Origin of the sequence: Cloacibacterium caeni (assembly GCF_907163105.1) — a bacterium.
GTDB lineage: Bacteria > Bacteroidota > Bacteroidia > Flavobacteriales > Weeksellaceae > Cloacibacterium > Cloacibacterium caeni_A.
Genome location: NZ_OU015321.1, coordinates 556,096 through 572,441, shown reverse-complemented (window position 1 = coordinate 572,441; position 16,346 = coordinate 556,096). Strand labels below are relative to the sequence as shown.

Here is a 16,346-nt window from a genome sequence, read left to right as displayed (position 1 = left end):
TTGCTTAATGAACGTTATAAATTTACTAAAAAATATTCTACTAAAATCGCAGATTTATGTTTCTCTGTGCGCAACGCTATTAGGCGTTTTCATCTTGCAAGAGCAAGAATCTTACCAAAATACTTTAGCATTCGTCCTTTTCCTTACGTTTTGGAATGGATATTTTTTTACCGTTTATCATAGAAGAAAATTTGCAAAAATTTGGAATATTTTAGGATTTGTTCTTATCAGTTCCATTCTTTTGAAATATTTTGAACTGAATTTTTACTTGAAATGGCTGATTGTTTTAATTCTTGGTTTTATTTACAACGCAGATTTTTTGAACATTAATCTTCGACAATTTTCTTTGGTCAAAACTTTTTATGTGGGATTTATTTGGGCGCTGAGTTTGGTTTGGTTTCCTCTGAAAGAGATGAATTGGGCGTGGTTTTTTATTATTTTCTTCTATACTTCTGCCATTACTTTCCCATTCGAAATTAGAGATTTAAAACGAGATGATTTCACAACTTTACCTATGAAAATTGGCATTCAAAACACCAAATATTTGAGTTATATTTTTTTATGTTTGAGTTCAGTTTTGACAATATATTTTCTGAAATTTGAATTTGCAATTTCGCTGTTCTTAACCTTTACCTTTGCCTCTATCTTAATTTATTTTTCTCATCAAAAACGTGAAGATTGGTATTATTCTTTTTTAATGGAAAGTTTAAGCGTAATGCCGTTTTTAATTCTCGTTTTATTGAAGTAATTTTGCTACATGATCATCAAAAATCTGAAAATATTCAATTTCAAAAATCACAGTGAAAAATCATTCGATTTTTCGCCAGAAATCAATTGCTTCGTGGGAAATAACGGCGCTGGAAAAACCAATATTCTGGATGCGCTTCATTATCTTTCGATGGCAAAAAGTTTTCTGGGAAATCTTGATGCTCAAAACATTTTACACGAAAGCGATTTTTTTGCGATAGAAGCAGAAATTCAAGGAGAAGAAAAAAATGACATCATCAAAGTGCAATTGCCCAAAGAAGGGAAAAAAATCATTAAAAAAAATGATAAAACCTACGAAAGAATTGCCGACCACATTGGATTTTTACCAAGCGTGATGATTTCTCCTTACGATGCGAACCTCATTTCTGATGGCAGCGAAAGCAGAAGAAAGTTTCTAGATGCCATGATTTCTCAGACCGATTCTGATTATCTTTTTGCGCTGATTCAATACCAAAAAACGCTTCAACAAAGAAATGCATTGCTCAAATACTTTGCTAAAAACAGAACTTTCGACCTCGATTCTCTAGAAATATACAACGAACCTTTAACCAAATTTGGAACTCAAATTTTTGAAAAAAGACAGCGATTTGTAGCGTCTATTTTGCCTACAATTCAACATTTCTATGAGATTATTTCAAAAGGAAACGAAAAAGTTACCGTGATTTATGAAAGTAATTTGAATGAACAAAATTTCGAAGAAATCTTAAGCGAAAACCTCGAAAAAGACAGAGTTCTCACTTATACTTCACGAGGAATTCATAAAGATGATTTACGCTTCGAAATGAATGGAAATTTGATTAAAAAATTCGGAAGTCAAGGTCAACAAAAATCTTTCCTCATTGCTCTGAAATTGGCTCAAATAAAAAGGATTAAAGACATCACGAACAAAAATCCTATTCTTCTTTTGGATGATATTTTTGACAAATTAGATGACAATAGAGTTTCTCAGTTGATAGAATTGGTGAACCAACAGAATTTCGGACAGATTTTCATAACAGATACACACAGAGAACGTACAGAATCTGTGGTGAAAAGGATTAATGAAGAAAGTAAGATTTTTCAAATCTGATTCGTGTTTCGAGTTACGAGATATAAAATGTGTATTGAATTTCAACATAATAAAAAACTAAATTACCATGAGTTATAGAAATTTAGACATTTATAAAATAAGTTTTGAGTTATTTATTAAAACACATAAAACTTCATTTTTACTTCCAAAACATGAATTGTATGAATTAGGAAGCCAATTAAGACGTTCCGCAGATTCTGTAATAACCAATATTGTAGAAGGTTATGGGAGGAGTATTTATAAAAAAGAATATGAAAGATTTTTAGTTTTCACACATTCAAGTTGTGACGAAACCATTAATCATCTAGAAAAAATTATTTTGCTTTATCCTGAAATTAATTCGGAATTTAAAATACTAAGAGATGAATATGACTTACTTGGTGGAAAAATAAATAATTATTTAAAGTGGGTAAAACTCAATTGGAATAAAGGAAAAGAAGAGAATTGAACCACTAACTTTAAACCAAGAATCTCGTAACTCGTAACTCGTAACTCAAAAATGAAAAAGAAAAGAGAATATCAAAGTTCTGAATTGGTGAAAAGTTTTGCCAAGTTGTATGGTTTTGAGGATAAATTATTGGCTTTACAAGTCAAGGATTTTCTAAAAAACTATTTAGACGAAGCCTTTTTCAAAGAAATAGAAAGCGTAAATCTGAATGAAAAAATTCTAGAAATCAGAATAAAATCTCCACTTTTCAGAAATGATTTTAGAATGAAAAAATCATTTTTCCTCAAGAAATTTCAAGAAGAATTTGGCGCCGACCAATTTATGGATGTGTATGTTTTGTAGTGTCTGAAATTAATTTTTTGGCTCTTTCGTCTAACACAGAACGAATTGGGAAAAAGAAAATCAGCGGATTTTTGAAGAAATATTTAATGATGCTTCGGTTAAGATTTCTCACCTCACCAAAGTTCACTTTTCTAGAACGGAATGCCAGAAACATTGACAATCCAAAACTTACAATAAAGTTTAAGAACCCAATTACAAATACCGTTACAAAAGCAATAATAAACGTTTGGGTATCGATGGAAAATTCTTTTCCGTATAATCCTAATGCAAAATTTCCGGCCGCGAAAGTAATATGACGAATATCTAAATCCAGTCCAAAAAACTTACCGATGGTGGCTGTAGAACCTAAGAAAATCCCTAACCAAAGGTTAGACATAATTCCCGCCCAATTTTTAGAATAATATTGTGAAAGATTTTCGGCAAAATTTCTTCCGAAAAGGTAATGGATATAAGGATTTTTGGCAATTCGTTCTGGAATTTTATAGAAAACAGAGGTGTTTCCTACATTTCCTGCAATAATCCCCGAAATGAAAAGATAAACTCCCGCTAAAGCTGCATGGAATAAGGCTTTAGAATGAAATGGATCTAAATCTTTGAGCAGAGTGGAAGATTTTTCAATGGCAAAATTCTGTCCGAAAAGAATTTCTAAACCATAAATAATGGCCAACGCAATCGGGAAACTCAGCAATACATTTCCTACAAACGCAATGAACTGACTCCTGAATAATTTGGAAACCAAATGGGCAAAATCTAGATAATTTTTAGAATTATTTTTTCCTTCAGAAAGCACTTTTGCCATCGTTGCAGCTGTCATGGCTGGTTGTTTTGTAGCCAGCGTGAAATTCATTAAATAAATCATAATGAAACCCATCGCATAATTAAAAGAGTATAAAAACGCATGGTAAAATTCACTGCCTGGAACATAAGCATATAGCATTTTTATAACACAAAGCGCACCTACGATAATTCCGCCTCCACTTGCTTTTTTGAACATTTTAAGATATTCTTTTGGCGAAGTCGTAATGTAATTGGTTCCTGTTTCTGCGGTATGTGTAGTAATGAGATGCGAAAGCAATGTGGTGCTATCATTGAATAAATCTCGGATGTTATTTCGGTGAGATTTATAATCTAAAATATTGATAACCAAATTTTTAGACTTTCTTATCACATCTTTTTCATCATCAATGACTAGAAGTTCTAAAATTTCTGAAATACGTTGTAATTGTTGACGAATTTTTAGTAAAGACTGATTGGTTTTACCAGAAATTCCGTATTTAGAAGCATTTTTGAAAGCTTTGCTGATGAAAGCAAAACATTGTTGAAGATAAATTTTAATTTGCTTATAATGACTGTCTTTAGAAGTAAGAACGATGGCTTGATTCTTTTTGAAATCGCTGATGAGAATATCTAATTCATCTTGTAATGCCAAAAATGGATTGTCGAAATTTTTATATTCTGGAGCCATTTTCAGCACATCTACATCTAAGGCGTTTCCAATAGCTCTCCACGCCAAAATATTCATCGAAAAAAGAAGTTCTTTTTTTACTTTTGGCTGTAGAATCATGCGGTCAATTTCCAACATTCTGAAAAGTTCATCAGATTCTTGTCTAGAAACTTTTTTGATGAATTTAAAATCAGCATTATCTCTGAAAAAAACGTTTGAAATAATGTTAGAAATAGTATTATCATCTTCTACTGGTGGTAGAAATTTCGACAAAATTCTTTTTCTTAATTCAGGAAAAAAAGCGTCTTCTGAAAGAATATTGGCTTCGGTAAGAGAAAGGTTAAAAGCTCTTCCCATAAAAACAGTATTGATGTAATACACCAAGTTTTGTCTTATTTCTTCGTGTTCTTTAAGAAAAGTTAAAAACTCAGAGAAATTTTCTTTTTGTAAAGAATGAAAAAGCTCTGTAAGAGGTTTTAAATCACGCATTTCGTTCTTGATAGAAAAATATTTATCAAGAATCTCTGCTAAACTTTGCGATGTATTGAATTGGAACCTCACTAATCGTCTTTATTTACTCCAAATTTACGTAATTCATTTGTCTCATCACCCAAGAATGTTTTCTAGAAAGATAAGAACTCGGATTTTTCGGGTCATATTTTTTAGGATTTGGAAGACAAACTGCAATCCAAGCTGCTTCTGACTTGGTTAAATCTGCTGAAGATTTTCCAAAATAGTAGTGACTTGCTGCTTCTACTCCGAAAACACCTTGTCCCATTTCTATGGAATTCAAGTAACGTTCTAAAATAATATCTTTGCTCCAAACTTTTTCTATGATAAAGGTAAAAATAGCTTCCAGACCTTTTCTTACGTAACTTCTACCGTTCCAAAGGAAGACATTTTTAGCGGTTTGTTGAGAAATGGTACTTCCTCCTTTTAATTTTTTTCCTTTTTGATTATCGGCAAATGCTTTTTGTATGGCTTGAAAATCAAAACCATTATGTCTGTAAAAATTCTGGTCTTCGCTAGCAATGACTGCTTTTTTTACGTTTCTTCCCATTTCATCAAAACTGATGTAATCTCTATCTAGTTTTTGATATTTCACCAGACCTTCTATTTGCGTAATGGTAATAATAGGATTAAAGAATCTTCCCCAAATAATAGAAAAAATGCTGATGATGGCAATGGTATAAAATAGTTTCTTAATAAATTTCCACATAAAAATGTAATCTATAATAGTTGATTTAAGTTGCAAAAATAACGACTAATTCAGTTTTTTCATATACAATAATGAATCTTTTGGAAAAATCTCTGGATGAAAAATTTTTATATAATCTTTCAAAACTAAATCTGCTCTCACTACTCCACTTTCGAAATAATCATTGGCAGAACCTTTTTCTCTACCAGCAATGGTGTAAATATCGCCTTTTTTGTAGACTTTCATCTTCGCATAATTCGGGTTGATTTGGAGTAAATCTTTCTTGTTTTTATGATTTCCTACATTTACCCAAAATTCTGCATTTTCGGCTCTAGAAAAGACTTCTTCGAAACTTTTCGGGGTAGATTTAGATTCTGAATTATCCCCAAAAATATATTGGGCATTTGCATCTTTTATAAAATGTGCGATTTGAGAGTTTCCACCTGCTACAAACCATTGATTTCCGTAGATTTCATTGGTCAAAACTTGCGGTTTATTCGTAGATTTTGCTGCTAAATTCTTATACGAATTATAATTTTTTTCAATTTCTGAATATTTTTCTAATGCTTCTTTTTCTTTACCGAGAAGTTTACCGAAAACCTCTATTATTTTTGCTTTTTCTAAAGGTTTCTCTTCTAAATATTCATCAATAAAGATAATTTCTATTCCGTTTTTCTTCAGAATTTCATAAGTATTCTCAAAACTAGCAACGTAATTGGTGAAAATAGCATCTGGTTGATACGCAATGATTTTTTCTACGTTGTATTTTTGTTCGTTTCCGATGTTTTGAATTTTATTTTCTTGGATTGATTTCTGTATTTTCTCTGAAAAAATATATTCTGGACTGGAAACGCCAATGATTTTTTCTTCTGCACCTAATTCTATAAAATAACCAACCAAACTAGCATTCAGCAACATAATTTTTTGGTAGGGCAATTTAGAATGAGGAATTTTATACTGATGTTTTCCTGATTTTAAAAGTAAAAAATCGCCATTTTCTTTGAACTGAATGTTTTTAGAAATAACAATCCAATCTGTGGACAATTGATAAGTTTCTTTTTTACAAGAAATTACCATCAATAACGCAAAAAAAGCAAAAAAATATGATTTCATTCTTCAAAGAAAGCAAAAAAGCATTATATTTGCAAACCGAATTTCGGCCTCGTGGCGCAACTGAATAGCGCATCTGATTACGGCTCAGAAGGTTACAGGTTTGAATCCTGTCGAGGTCACAAAAATCCCAAGAATTTTCTTGGGATTTTCTTTTTGGAAGAAATTCCAATTTTATAAAATCAATCGTTCTTACGGAACTCTATTTTCAAAATATTATCTCTATTTTTGCGTTAACAAATTACTATTTCTTATTACGGATTACTTATGTCTTTAGAAATCAAAAATCTTACAAAAAAATTTGGTGAACAAACAGCGCTTCACAACATCAATTTAGATATTGACAAAAATGAAATCATAGGACTTTTAGGACCGAATGGTGCAGGAAAGTCTACCTTGATGAAATCTATTGTGGGTGCTCTAAAAATAGATGAAGGAGAAATTATTTTTGATGGAAAAAACATTACCGAAAACGAAACAGAAGTAAAGAAAAAAATCGGTTTTTTGCCAGAAAATAATCCACTTTATTTGGAAATGTATGTGAAAGAATATTTGCAATTCGTGGCAGATATTCACCAAATTTCTAAAGAAAAAGTAGATGAAATCATAGATTTAGTAGGTATTACTCCCGAAAAATCAAAGAAAATTTCTCAATTATCGAAAGGTTACAAACAGCGTGTTGGCCTAGCTCAAGCGATTCTTCATGCTCCAGATTTATTGATTCTAGATGAACCTACTAATGGTCTTGACCCGAATCAAATTCTAGAAATTAGAAATGTAATTAAAGAAATTGGCAAAGAAAAAACCGTAATTCTCTCTACTCACATTATGCAAGAAGTAGAAGCGCTCTGTACTAGAGTGATTTTGATTCATCAAGGAAACATTGTTCAAGATGCTGATATTGCAGATTTCAAAGGGAAATTCAATAATTTAGAAGAAGCTTTTGCTCATTATACCAGCGTAAAAATAGAAGACTAATCGTTTTCTATTTTTCTTTTGTGGGCAAATTTCAGCATTTTTACACTCGATTGTCTGAAAAGCAATACACCGATGGAAATTCCGACTGCCAAACAAAACAATAAAGAAGCAGTAAGAACCAAATTGTGAAAAGTATTGTCTAAATCTTGAGGATTTCTGACTAATCCGCTTTCGTCTGTCAATCGAATGAAGCCCAACATGGTTTTGTAGGCGTACATTCCGGGAATCATGGTAATGCAAGCTGGCATGGTAAAAACAATAGGCGGAGTGTGAACTCTATGCGCCAAAACAATTCCCAATAAACCAATAAGAACAGTTCCGGAAAGTGTAGAAGTTATTAATCCTAAACCAACTCCTTCGTACAAAGTAAAACGCAAAGCGTGACCTAAACCACCTAATAATCCTGCGATTAATAAAACTCTGTTTGGCGTGTTAAACAAACTTCCAAAACCAATGGCTACACAAAATGCGAAGCTAAAATCTTTTATGACCAGTAGAAAAAAATCCATTTTAGTAAAAATTATTAATTCCAAAAATTAGAATACTCAAAGCCATTCCCGCAGCAATACACAATAAGAGAAATCCTGAGTAAAAACCTCTTGCAATAGCTGTTGCAACGTATCCTTCGATTAAATCTATAACGGCATTCACCAATTGAACACCCGGAACCAAATACAGCACTGAAGTAGCCAATGCTTTTTCGGGGAGTGCTCCTATTCCATAAAAAACATTAATGGAAGCGATAAAACTGGTAACAAATGCTCCACCACTAATTGCTAACATCACATTAAATTTTCGTTTTGAAATTTCTTGTCTGGCAATTAATCCCAGCATAGAAGCAAAAAACGCAAAAGTGGCATCTATAAAATCTCCTTTGGCTAAAATACAAAGAGATGCGCAAGCTATTCCTACTCCTAGAACAATTTGAATTCGTTTATGATGAGAAAGTTTTTTAATTTTTTCAAACTCTCTTTTAATATGTGGATAATCTAGATGATCGCTCACCACCTTCCAAGAAAGCAAACTTATTTCGTTGAGAATCCCGAAATGTACACCATGACTTGGCAATCTTTTATAATGAGTGGCGGTTTCCGAAGGGTTGTTTCTCATTTTAGTGGTGAGAATAATTCCATTGAAAGAATAAAAGATTTCTATATCTACCCCGAAAACATCTGCAATACGTTTTATATTTCGTTCTATTCTACCACAATGTGCACCTGCAACCATCAATGTAGAGCCTATATCTAAGAGTAAATCATTATATTTTTCGATTAAAGGTTTCTCTTGCAACATTTCTGATTTCATCTTTAAGTTTTTACTGCGCAAAGTTAGGAATTCCTAAAATGCCAAGATTAATAATTAAACCTATTTTATATCATAAAAAAACAGTTGCAATTTTCATTGCAACTGTTTTGCTAAATCAATAGCGTATTCAAAGAGTTGTTTTTTTTTATTAAAATTGTTTTATAATGTAATATTAACTACACCATAATCTATGGTAAGAACTGGTTCATAAAAATTTAAAGGAGAGTTATCACCACTACCAATGTAAAGAATAATTCCATGGTCTATGATTTCTTGTGTAACGACTATTGGTGAAAGTACCAATTCGTCTCTTACATAAGGAAAACTACTAGTTTTGGTTTTTTTAAACATTAAATCTTTAATTTTTCTTCCTCCTGTATAATTTCCTGTAGAAGTATTTACAACAGCATTACCTGTATATGCTACAAATCGAGAAGCATCAGAATTAGAAGTTGTTTCTTGATATTTTCAAAGAAATATTGATTGTCATTGTTTGTCCTAATAATTGCTGAGGAACATTAATTTTCTTGTTAACATTATCCCAGATTACAAAATTATTAGGCGCTGCAGATAGGGGATTATTGAGAATTATGTCATCACCACTACCATAGTCACAATCAAATAATTTCAATTTTGGAGAACCAGGAGCACTAAATGGAGTAGAATTGTAAACGTAAGTATTTACATCATTTAAAAGCGCATTCATTGGTTTGATAACACTATTATAAATATTGGTGAAATTGACTTGACCTAAACCAGACCATTTGGTACCATCCCAATAATAAATTTCTTTTCCTGTAGTTGTATTGGTATTATAAGCAAGTAAACCCTCTGCAATAGTTGGGGAAATTACGGGTGACTTAAGATTCAAATCTGTAATATTAAAGTAAGGTAAAAGAAAACCTTTATCACTAGAATTGAGATGAAGTACTGAAGATTCATGAGGCTCTGTAGTGTTAATTCCTACCTGTGAGAATGTGAGAATAATGGAAAACACTCCCATTATAAACATGTAGAGTTTTGTTTTCATCTTTGTGTTTTTTGTACCTTAAAGTTACCCTCATTTACTAACAATTAAAATACTACATTCTACGTATTTTAAAAAAAATTCCCACCAAATAAATTGGAGGGAATTCTCAAAATAAACTATTAAAACAAAACTATGAAATAGAGAATTTCGCAATAATTGCTAGATTCTGATTTCCAAAAATTTGATTTTTTTTAATCTAAATGCTTCGGAGTATAGCCGTCTTCACTTAGTTCTTTGTGTACGTAATCTGCTTTCATTTCAGCTTCATAATCTACTTTTTCATGTTTGCCCATTTTTACTAAAACAGAGTCAAACAATGAATAAACAATTGGTACAATAATTAATGTAAGGAATAATGATGACGTTAAACCACCAATAATTACCCAAGCAAGACCTTTGTTCATCTCAGCTCCTGCTCCGTTTGCTAAAGCAATTGGCAACATCCCGAAAATCATGGCAATTGTAGTCATCAAAATAGGACGAAGACGAGCATGATTTGCTTGTATTAAAGCATCGTGAGTATTAACTCCTGCTGCTTTTCTGGCATTGGTAAAGTCAACAATCAAAATTGCATTTTTCGCTACCAAACCAATCAACATAATCATCCCCAACATGGTGAAAATATTCAATGAATTACCTGTAAGTGCTAAAATGAGCATTACCCCAATCATCGCCAACGGAATTGAAAACAATACTACAAATGGATATACAAAAGAGTCGTACAATGATACCATTACCAAATAAACTAAGACAATAGCCGCTAACAAAGCAATACCTAATGTACCGAAACCTTCTTGTTGGTTTTCCATATCACCACTCCAGATGTAATCTACTCCTGCGGGTTTATCTTTACCATCCATAAATTGGTTTGCCCATTCGTTTGCAACATCTCCTACAGGTCTTCCTACCGCTTTAGCTTTCACTTTTACAGACGGAGATTTGTCTCTACGTTCTAGTAAACTAGGCCCCGAACCCATTTTAACATCAGCAAACTGGCTCAAACGAATTTGCTGTCCTTGAGAATTAGTAAAAATTAAATTCTTAACATCTTCAATAGATTTTCTGCTATTATCAGCAAAACGAATATTAATATCATATTCATATTCTCCAGCTTTAAATTTTCCGTCTGTATTACCGTTGAATGCTGTTTGCATTGTTTGTCCTACACTCGAAAGATTTAAGCCCAAAGACGCCATTTTATCTCTATCTAAATTTACCTGAACTTCTGGATTACCTGTATCCGTAGATAACTCTGCATCTACCGCACCCGGAACTTTTTTCAATAAATTTAAAATTCTTGTTGCTTCTTTTACAGCCGTAGCATTATCAGGAGCGGTAACTACCATTTCTATAGGAGCATTCTCCGCACCCATTATACCAATTGGAGCAGTTTTAAATTCAACTCCTGTAAATTTTTCTTCTAAAGCTCTTTTTACTTTTGCAGATTTAATATCTGTGCTTTCAGAACGCTCAGATTTATCTGTTAAATTCACCTGAACTTCAGATTGATAAGTAGTTGCTTGTATGCCTCCAAAACCAGTAGATTGTTGACCAACAGTTGTAATTAAATCTACTACATCTTTATCTTTTCTTAAAAACCTTTCAACTTCTAAAGTAATTTGGTTTGTTTTCTCGATGGTTGCATCTTTTGGCAATTCCATTTGAACCAAGAACTGTCCACGGTCTGTTTTCGGGAAGAATTCTCCACCAATATAACCGAATTTCACTAACATGAAAGACAAAATCAAAACAACAAATGTAACGGCAACTGTAAATACTCTTCTGAAAGTAGTTCTAAGAGACCACTCTAATAATCCTGTAATCCAATGTGTAAAGTTATCTAATTGTTTTTCGAACCAAAGAATGAATTTTTCAAAAGCATTTTTACCTGTAAGGTGTTGTAGTTTTCCAAATCTTGATGACAACCAAGGTATAATGGTAAAAGAAGCCAACAATGATAATAATGTTGCAATAACCACGGTTACACAGAATTGTGCCAAGATATTAGCTACAAGACCTGTACTCATCGCAATTGGCAAGAATACTACCACAATTACTAAAGTAATAGCAGCAACGGTAAAGCCAATTTCCGCAGCACCATCATAAGCTGCTCTAATTTTGCTTTTTCCCATTTCCATGTGACGATAGATGTTCTCTAGAACCACAATCGCGTCATCTACCAGAATCCCCACAACTAACGAAAGTCCTAATAAACTCATCAAGTTTAGGGTATATCCCATGAGATACATCCCAATAAAAGCTGCAATTAATGAAGCTGGAATAGAAACCATTACAATAAAAGCATTCCTAACACTATGCAAGAACAATAACATTACAATAGCCACCAAAACAATAGCTAAAAATAAATCGAAAATAACGTGGTCTGCAGATTCTAATGTAAAATCTGTAGTATCGTTTACTACTTTTAATTTTACACCCTGCAGTTTATATCCGTCTTCTACTGTTTTTATTGTTTCTTGAATGCTTTCTGAAACCGCTACAGCATTAGCATCAGATTGTTTTTTAACCTGCATTAAAATAGTAGGAAACTGATTAAATCTTGCTAATTTTTCAACATCTTTTTGAGCATCAAAAACAGTTGCTACATCAGAAAGACGAACTTGAGCTCCGTTTTTATTAGAAACCACAAGATTACTCATTTCTGCTACAGATTTATATTTACCAGATAATCTAATGGTAGATTTATTAACTCTGGTTTTTAAACTACCTGTAGGAAAATCTAAGTTTGAAGTAAGGATTGCCTGTTGCACTTCGCCAATAGAAAGTCCGTAACCTTGCAATTTTTTATCATCAATATTTACCTGAATTTCTCTCTCTTGTCCACCAACAAGGTCAACTTGTGCCACACCATTTACACGAGAAAAAATAGGTTCTATTTTTTTGTCTAAAAGGTCGTAAAGTTCTTTATTATTTAATTTATCAGACGAAATACTCATGGTGATAATAGGCATATCGTCCAAAGAGAATTTATTAAGAGAAGGCGCATCTACATCATCTGGAAGGTCTGCCAAAATAGCATTTACCTTACGCTGAGCATCATTAAGCGCATAATCTACATCTGCTCCATTATTAAGCTGAACCATAATAACAGACAAACTTTCGTATGAAGAAGATTCTACTTTTTTTACGTTTTCTAAAGAACCTACAGCATCTTCAATTTTTCGGGTAACAGATGTTTCTACTTCACTAGGAGAAGCTCCTGGATAAACGGTAGAAATAGTTACTATATTGGTTTCAAATTTTGGAATGAGCTCGTATCCCATCATAGAATAGCTCAAAAGTCCTCCTAACGTTAGCAATGTAAATAATACAATAACCAACGATGGTCTTTTAATCGATATTTCTGCTAACTTCATACTACTTTATGATATTAATTTTAGAACCATTATCTAGGTTAATTTGTCCACTGGTAATCACTTGGTCTCCATTTTTAAGACCATTTAAGATTTGAACTTTATCGCCATACACTTTTCCAGGTGTAACTTTAATCAATTTAGCAACTCCGTTTTGAGCTACAAAAATTTGCCCAGAACTTACTCCGTTTACGAATGCTGTAGCTGGTACAGTTAACATATTTTGAGTTTCAGCACCATTATTCGTTTGGAAAATTGCAGTAGCATACATCCCAGCTTTTAAGTTTCCTCTGTTTTGAACTTCAATTTCTACAGGGAAATTCAGTGAAGCATCACTTTTAGGCGCAATAAATGTAATTCTACCACTGAAAGAATCTTCTGGCAAAACATTTACATTAATAGCAACTTGTTGTCCTAATTGAATTTTCCCAACCTGACTTTCATCTACTAAAACAGAAAGTTTCAAACTGTTGATATTTACAATCTCGAACATTGGAGTTCCTGGAGAAACCACAGTTCCTGGTTCTACCATTTTTTTATTAATAGTTCCACTAATTCCTGCGCGGATGCTGGTATCACTAATTCTAACGCTTTGAGCTCTTACAGCAGCCTGAGCATTTTTAAGTTGCAATCTTGAGTTATCTAATTGCTGCTTAGTAACGCCTCCAGTTTTATAGGCATTTTCGTAACGTTGATTGTCTATAATAGCGTTTTGCAAGTTGTTCTGAGCCTGAGAAACATCTACATCTATTGCATCTCTTTTGATGGTTGCCAAAGTTTGACCAGCACCTACTCTAGTACCTTCTTTTACCAAAACACTTACAATTCTACCAGAAATTTCAGAAGATTGATTCATTTCTTGTTTTGGAAGAAAAGTTCCGTTTGCTGTATAATCTGTATTAATGCTTTCGTATTGAACGGTAACAACATTTACGTTAATTTTATCAACTTCTTTTGCTACTTCCGCTACTTCCGCCTCTTGTTTACTCTTATTACTTGAGATTTTATAAGCAGCCAATCCTACCAAAACCGCTGCAATAACAATATATATTAAAGTTTTTTTCATTATAGTTTATTTTAAATAATTTTTAAGTTCTCCTTTTGATTTGTAGTATTGTACTTCGGCAATTTTATAATCTAAAATCGCTGTTGTGTAGTTATTTTTAGCTTGTACTAAAGAATTTTCGGCGTCTAATAAATCTGTAAGTGTTGCCAAACCGTATTGATAATTGCTTTTTGTATTTGCTAAAACATCTTCTGCCAATTTCACATTCGCTTTTTGGCTTTCTAAAGTTGCAAGGCTATTTTCAATCTGAGCTTTTGCGTTTTGATAAGCTTGGTCTAGTCCAAGTTTGGTATCTTTAATATCAATTTCGAGTTTATCAATTTCAATTTGATTTTGCTGAACTTTTGCTTTTGTAGCAAATCCATTAAAAATAGGAATATTAATACCCAATCCTATTGCAGAATAATCTGACCACATTACCCCTTTTGAACTTCCATTAGTTAAAGGAAACTTCTCTCCTAATCCTTGCCAATTATAGTTAGCCGTTAGATTAACTGTAGGATAATAATTTGCTATAGTTGCTTTTTTCTGATATTCAAGAAGTTCTTTATTTTTTAGCAAAACCTTTACTTCTGTTCTTTCGTCAGTATTTACAGTTTCGTCTAAAAGATGTGGAGTTACAGCCATATCTCCTTGCACCAGTTGTATTTTGGTTTCAATAGGCATTCCCATGTAGAATTTCAAAGCATTTTCGGCTTGTGTAATGCCATTATTACTTTGTTTTATGTTAGTTTCTATGTTGGTAAGGTTAACATTAGTTCTATCTAAATCTATTTTTTTTGATAAACCGTTATCATACAAACTCTTAATTACATTTCTTACTTTCTCTGTACTGCTATAGCTGCTTTCTAAAGTATTTTTCTGCTCTTGAGCTGTAAAAACCTGAAAATATGCATTAGAAACCCTCTCAATAATTTGCTCTTCGGTAAGATTTGCATTCAATTGATAAAATTCTTTGGTAGATTTCGCCGCTTTTAAACCAATAAAAACCTGTTGATTAAAAAGTGCTTGTTGTAACTGAACTCCCGCAACAGCAACCCAAGGCTGTCCCATTTTGAAAGTTTGCCCAGCAAGAGAAACCTCCTGAATAATCGGATTATATGTAATATTAGCATTCCCAGTTACTTTTGGTAATGCGCCAGCTTTTGCTTCTAGAATTTTTGCATCTGCATTGGTAATATCTAGCCTAGCTTTTAGAGCATCTGCTTTATTTTGCAAAGCAAATTCTATAGCTTGTTTTAAGGTAACCGTCTGCTGAGAGTACGCTAAAGTACTTGAAACAGAAAAAATACCTAAAGCTAATCTTTTCCACTTTATCATTTTAAATGTCATAATTTATTTTTAATTTTTTAGACGTTTGTTTACAATTTTTACTTTAATTTTTTATAAGATTCCGAAAATCTCCTTTAATAAATCTCTAGCTTCATTATTTAAATATTACTGTATTGATATTTTTCTTTTAATTCATTTAGTCTTTGTTTGCCTTCATCCGTAACTATTGCATCTAAGTATAATAATTTCATAGCTACAGAAAGACTTTTCTTATCTGTCTCTCCTGTAAAAAGAGGAGAAACATCTGCTGAAAAAAATAAGGTAATTAAAAATTTAATGTATAAATCTATTGAAACATCCTCCCTGAAATAACCAATTTCAACACCTTTTTTATAATCTTCTTTTAAAATTTTAATAATCCTTACAGAAATAGAAACTTGGTGAGAATGAAAAATATCTGGATAATACTTTAATAATTGTATATCGAATATATTCTTTTCTTTACAAGTTATTTCATCCATTCTAGCACCAGAAACAAGAAGAGATTCAATAGGACATCTGTATTCTTGTCTTATTCTATCGACCTCATCAAGTCCTTCTTTTGACATAAAATCTAAAACATCACAAATTAAATCTTCTTTATGGCTATATTTCTGATACAAAGTTTTCTTAGAGATAGAAAACTCTTTTGCAATATCGTCCATTGTTAATGTTTTCACGCCATATATATGAAACAACTCAAACAATTTTTCTAAAAAACATTTTTTATCATCCATAATTGGGTGCAAATATACAAAAGGAAACTTTAAAACAAAAAAAAGTTTCCTGGTTTTTATCTATATCGTTTTAGATAAAATCAATCACAAAAAAGTATGAATCCTAATTAACTATAATTAAAGTCAAAGTACATATCACTGAAAACAGTGATATTATTAAAATAAC

The 16,346-nt window shown here is 32.1% G+C and carries 16 protein-coding genes and 1 tRNA gene; 6 read left to right on the top strand and 11 right to left on the bottom strand.

The window, feature by feature from the left end; genetic code table 11:
- Nucleotides 1-7 precede the first annotated feature (7 nt).
- From KKQ76_RS02620 to KKQ76_RS02605, 4 genes are all read left to right on the top strand, one after another.
- The gene (locus tag KKQ76_RS02620; RefSeq protein ID WP_213195699.1) at nucleotides 8-748 is read left to right on the top strand and encodes a UbiA prenyltransferase family protein; all 741 of its coding nucleotides are present in this window, start codon (nucleotides 8-10) and stop codon (nucleotides 746-748) included.
- Between the two features lie 9 nt (nucleotides 749-757).
- Nucleotides 758-1,837 carry a DNA replication/repair protein RecF gene (recF, locus tag KKQ76_RS02615; RefSeq protein WP_213195698.1) on the top strand — a complete coding sequence of 360 codons (1,080 nt, stop codon included), beginning with the start codon at nucleotides 758-760 and terminating at the stop codon, nucleotides 1,835-1,837.
- A gap of 67 nt (nucleotides 1,838-1,904) precedes the next feature.
- A complete protein-coding gene (locus KKQ76_RS02610; protein WP_213195697.1) occupies nucleotides 1,905-2,285 on the top strand; it encodes a four helix bundle protein in 381 nt (126 codons plus the stop codon).
- Between the two features lie 51 nt (nucleotides 2,286-2,336).
- Entirely contained in the window at nucleotides 2,337-2,627 is a 291-nt protein-coding gene (locus KKQ76_RS02605) for a hypothetical protein (protein WP_069796711.1), read from the top strand.
- On the opposite strand, the gene KKQ76_RS02600 is transcribed toward KKQ76_RS02605, so the two are convergent.
- From KKQ76_RS02600 to KKQ76_RS02590, 3 genes are all read right to left on the bottom strand, one after another.
- Nucleotides 2,605-4,560, bottom strand: coding sequence for a recombinase (locus tag KKQ76_RS02600; protein WP_213195696.1), 1,956 nt, complete (start codon nucleotides 4,558-4,560; stop codon nucleotides 2,605-2,607). The genes KKQ76_RS02605 and KKQ76_RS02600 overlap by 23 nt on opposite strands.
- An 85-nt stretch (nucleotides 4,561-4,645) precedes the next feature.
- Nucleotides 4,646-5,290: a monofunctional biosynthetic peptidoglycan transglycosylase gene (gene mtgA / locus KKQ76_RS02595; protein ID WP_069796715.1), complete on the bottom strand. Its 645-nt coding sequence runs from the start codon at nucleotides 5,288-5,290 to the stop codon at nucleotides 4,646-4,648.
- 45 nt (nucleotides 5,291-5,335) lie between these two features.
- Nucleotides 5,336-6,382 (bottom strand): ABC transporter substrate-binding protein, encoded by a 1,047-nt coding sequence (locus KKQ76_RS02590; RefSeq protein WP_213195695.1) that lies wholly within the window; start codon nucleotides 6,380-6,382, stop codon nucleotides 5,336-5,338.
- Between the two features lie 45 nt (nucleotides 6,383-6,427).
- On the opposite strand from KKQ76_RS02590, the gene KKQ76_RS02585 reads away from it, so the two are divergent.
- A tRNA-Arg gene (locus KKQ76_RS02585) sits at nucleotides 6,428-6,501 on the top strand.
- 145 nt (nucleotides 6,502-6,646) lie between these two features.
- Nucleotides 6,647-7,357 carry an ABC transporter ATP-binding protein gene (locus KKQ76_RS02580; RefSeq protein ID WP_213195694.1) on the top strand — a complete coding sequence of 237 codons (711 nt, stop codon included), beginning with the start codon at nucleotides 6,647-6,649 and terminating at the stop codon, nucleotides 7,355-7,357.
- Here the strand turns inward: KKQ76_RS02580 and KKQ76_RS02575 are convergent.
- From KKQ76_RS02575 to KKQ76_RS02540, 8 genes are all read right to left on the bottom strand, one after another.
- Complete coding sequence (locus tag KKQ76_RS02575; RefSeq protein WP_213195693.1) at nucleotides 7,354-7,866, bottom strand: threonine/serine exporter family protein; 513 nt, start codon at nucleotides 7,864-7,866, stop codon at nucleotides 7,354-7,356. The genes KKQ76_RS02580 and KKQ76_RS02575 overlap by 4 nt on opposite strands.
- Before the next feature lies 1 nt (nucleotide 7,867).
- On the bottom strand, nucleotides 7,868-8,662 hold the full coding sequence (locus KKQ76_RS02570; protein WP_213195692.1) for a threonine/serine exporter family protein: 795 nt from the start codon (nucleotides 8,660-8,662) through the stop codon (nucleotides 7,868-7,870).
- A 159-nt stretch (nucleotides 8,663-8,821) separates the two neighbouring features.
- On the bottom strand, nucleotides 8,822-9,013 hold the full coding sequence (locus tag KKQ76_RS02565) for a hypothetical protein (protein WP_213195691.1): 192 nt from the start codon (nucleotides 9,011-9,013) through the stop codon (nucleotides 8,822-8,824).
- A 94-nt stretch (nucleotides 9,014-9,107) separates the two neighbouring features.
- The gene (locus KKQ76_RS02560) at nucleotides 9,108-9,692 is read right to left on the bottom strand and encodes a hypothetical protein (protein ID WP_213195690.1); all 585 of its coding nucleotides are present in this window, start codon (nucleotides 9,690-9,692) and stop codon (nucleotides 9,108-9,110) included.
- Nucleotides 9,693-9,883: 191 nt separating this feature from the next.
- Entirely contained in the window at nucleotides 9,884-13,069 is a 3,186-nt protein-coding gene (locus KKQ76_RS02555; protein WP_213195689.1) for an efflux RND transporter permease subunit, read from the bottom strand.
- A 1-nt stretch (nucleotide 13,070) separates the two neighbouring features.
- Nucleotides 13,071-14,132: an efflux RND transporter periplasmic adaptor subunit gene (locus tag KKQ76_RS02550; protein ID WP_213195688.1), complete on the bottom strand. Its 1,062-nt coding sequence runs from the start codon at nucleotides 14,130-14,132 to the stop codon at nucleotides 13,071-13,073.
- Nucleotides 14,133-14,138: 6 nt separating this feature from the next.
- Nucleotides 14,139-15,452, bottom strand: coding sequence for a TolC family protein (locus KKQ76_RS02545; protein ID WP_246501325.1), 1,314 nt, complete (start codon nucleotides 15,450-15,452; stop codon nucleotides 14,139-14,141).
- Between the two features lie 110 nt (nucleotides 15,453-15,562).
- Nucleotides 15,563-16,180 (bottom strand): TetR/AcrR family transcriptional regulator, encoded by a 618-nt coding sequence (locus tag KKQ76_RS02540; protein WP_213195686.1) that lies wholly within the window; start codon nucleotides 16,178-16,180, stop codon nucleotides 15,563-15,565.
- Between the last annotated feature and the right edge of the window lie 166 nt (nucleotides 16,181-16,346).

Excerpts from the sequence above, each read along its gene's own strand:
- KKQ76_RS02540 (WP_213195686.1), bottom strand. The coding sequence starts at position 16,180 with ATGGATGATAAAAAATGTTTTTTAGAAAAATTGTTTGAGTTGTTTCAT.
- KKQ76_RS02620 (WP_213195699.1), top strand. The coding sequence starts at position 8 with ATGAACGTTATAAATTTACTAAAAAATATTCTACTAAAATCGCAGATT.
- KKQ76_RS02555 (WP_213195689.1), bottom strand. The coding sequence starts at position 13,069 with ATGAAGTTAGCAGAAATATCGATTAAAAGACCATCGTTGGTTATTGTA.
- KKQ76_RS02580 (WP_213195694.1), top strand. The coding sequence starts at position 6,647 with ATGTCTTTAGAAATCAAAAATCTTACAAAAAAATTTGGTGAACAAACA.
- KKQ76_RS02590 (WP_213195695.1), bottom strand. The coding sequence starts at position 6,382 with ATGAAATCATATTTTTTTGCTTTTTTTGCGTTATTGATGGTAATTTCT.
- KKQ76_RS02575 (WP_213195693.1), bottom strand. The coding sequence starts at position 7,866 with ATGGATTTTTTTCTACTGGTCATAAAAGATTTTAGCTTCGCATTTTGT.
- KKQ76_RS02605 (WP_069796711.1), top strand. The coding sequence starts at position 2,337 with ATGAAAAAGAAAAGAGAATATCAAAGTTCTGAATTGGTGAAAAGTTTT.
- KKQ76_RS02545 (WP_246501325.1), bottom strand. The coding sequence starts at position 15,452 with ATGATAAAGTGGAAAAGATTAGCTTTAGGTATTTTTTCTGTTTCAAGT.
- KKQ76_RS02550 (WP_213195688.1), bottom strand. The coding sequence starts at position 14,132 with ATGAAAAAAACTTTAATATATATTGTTATTGCAGCGGTTTTGGTAGGA.
- KKQ76_RS02565 (WP_213195691.1), bottom strand. The coding sequence starts at position 9,013 with ATGTTTAAAAAAACCAAAACTAGTAGTTTTCCTTATGTAAGAGACGAA.
- mtgA (WP_069796715.1), bottom strand. The coding sequence starts at position 5,290 with ATGTGGAAATTTATTAAGAAACTATTTTATACCATTGCCATCATCAGC.
- recF (WP_213195698.1), top strand. The coding sequence starts at position 758 with ATGATCATCAAAAATCTGAAAATATTCAATTTCAAAAATCACAGTGAA.
- KKQ76_RS02570 (WP_213195692.1), bottom strand. The coding sequence starts at position 8,662 with ATGAAATCAGAAATGTTGCAAGAGAAACCTTTAATCGAAAAATATAAT.
- KKQ76_RS02560 (WP_213195690.1), bottom strand. The coding sequence starts at position 9,692 with ATGAAAACAAAACTCTACATGTTTATAATGGGAGTGTTTTCCATTATT.
- KKQ76_RS02600 (WP_213195696.1), bottom strand. The coding sequence starts at position 4,560 with ATGCGTGATTTAAAACCTCTTACAGAGCTTTTTCATTCTTTACAAAAA.
- KKQ76_RS02610 (WP_213195697.1), top strand. The coding sequence starts at position 1,905 with ATGAGTTATAGAAATTTAGACATTTATAAAATAAGTTTTGAGTTATTT.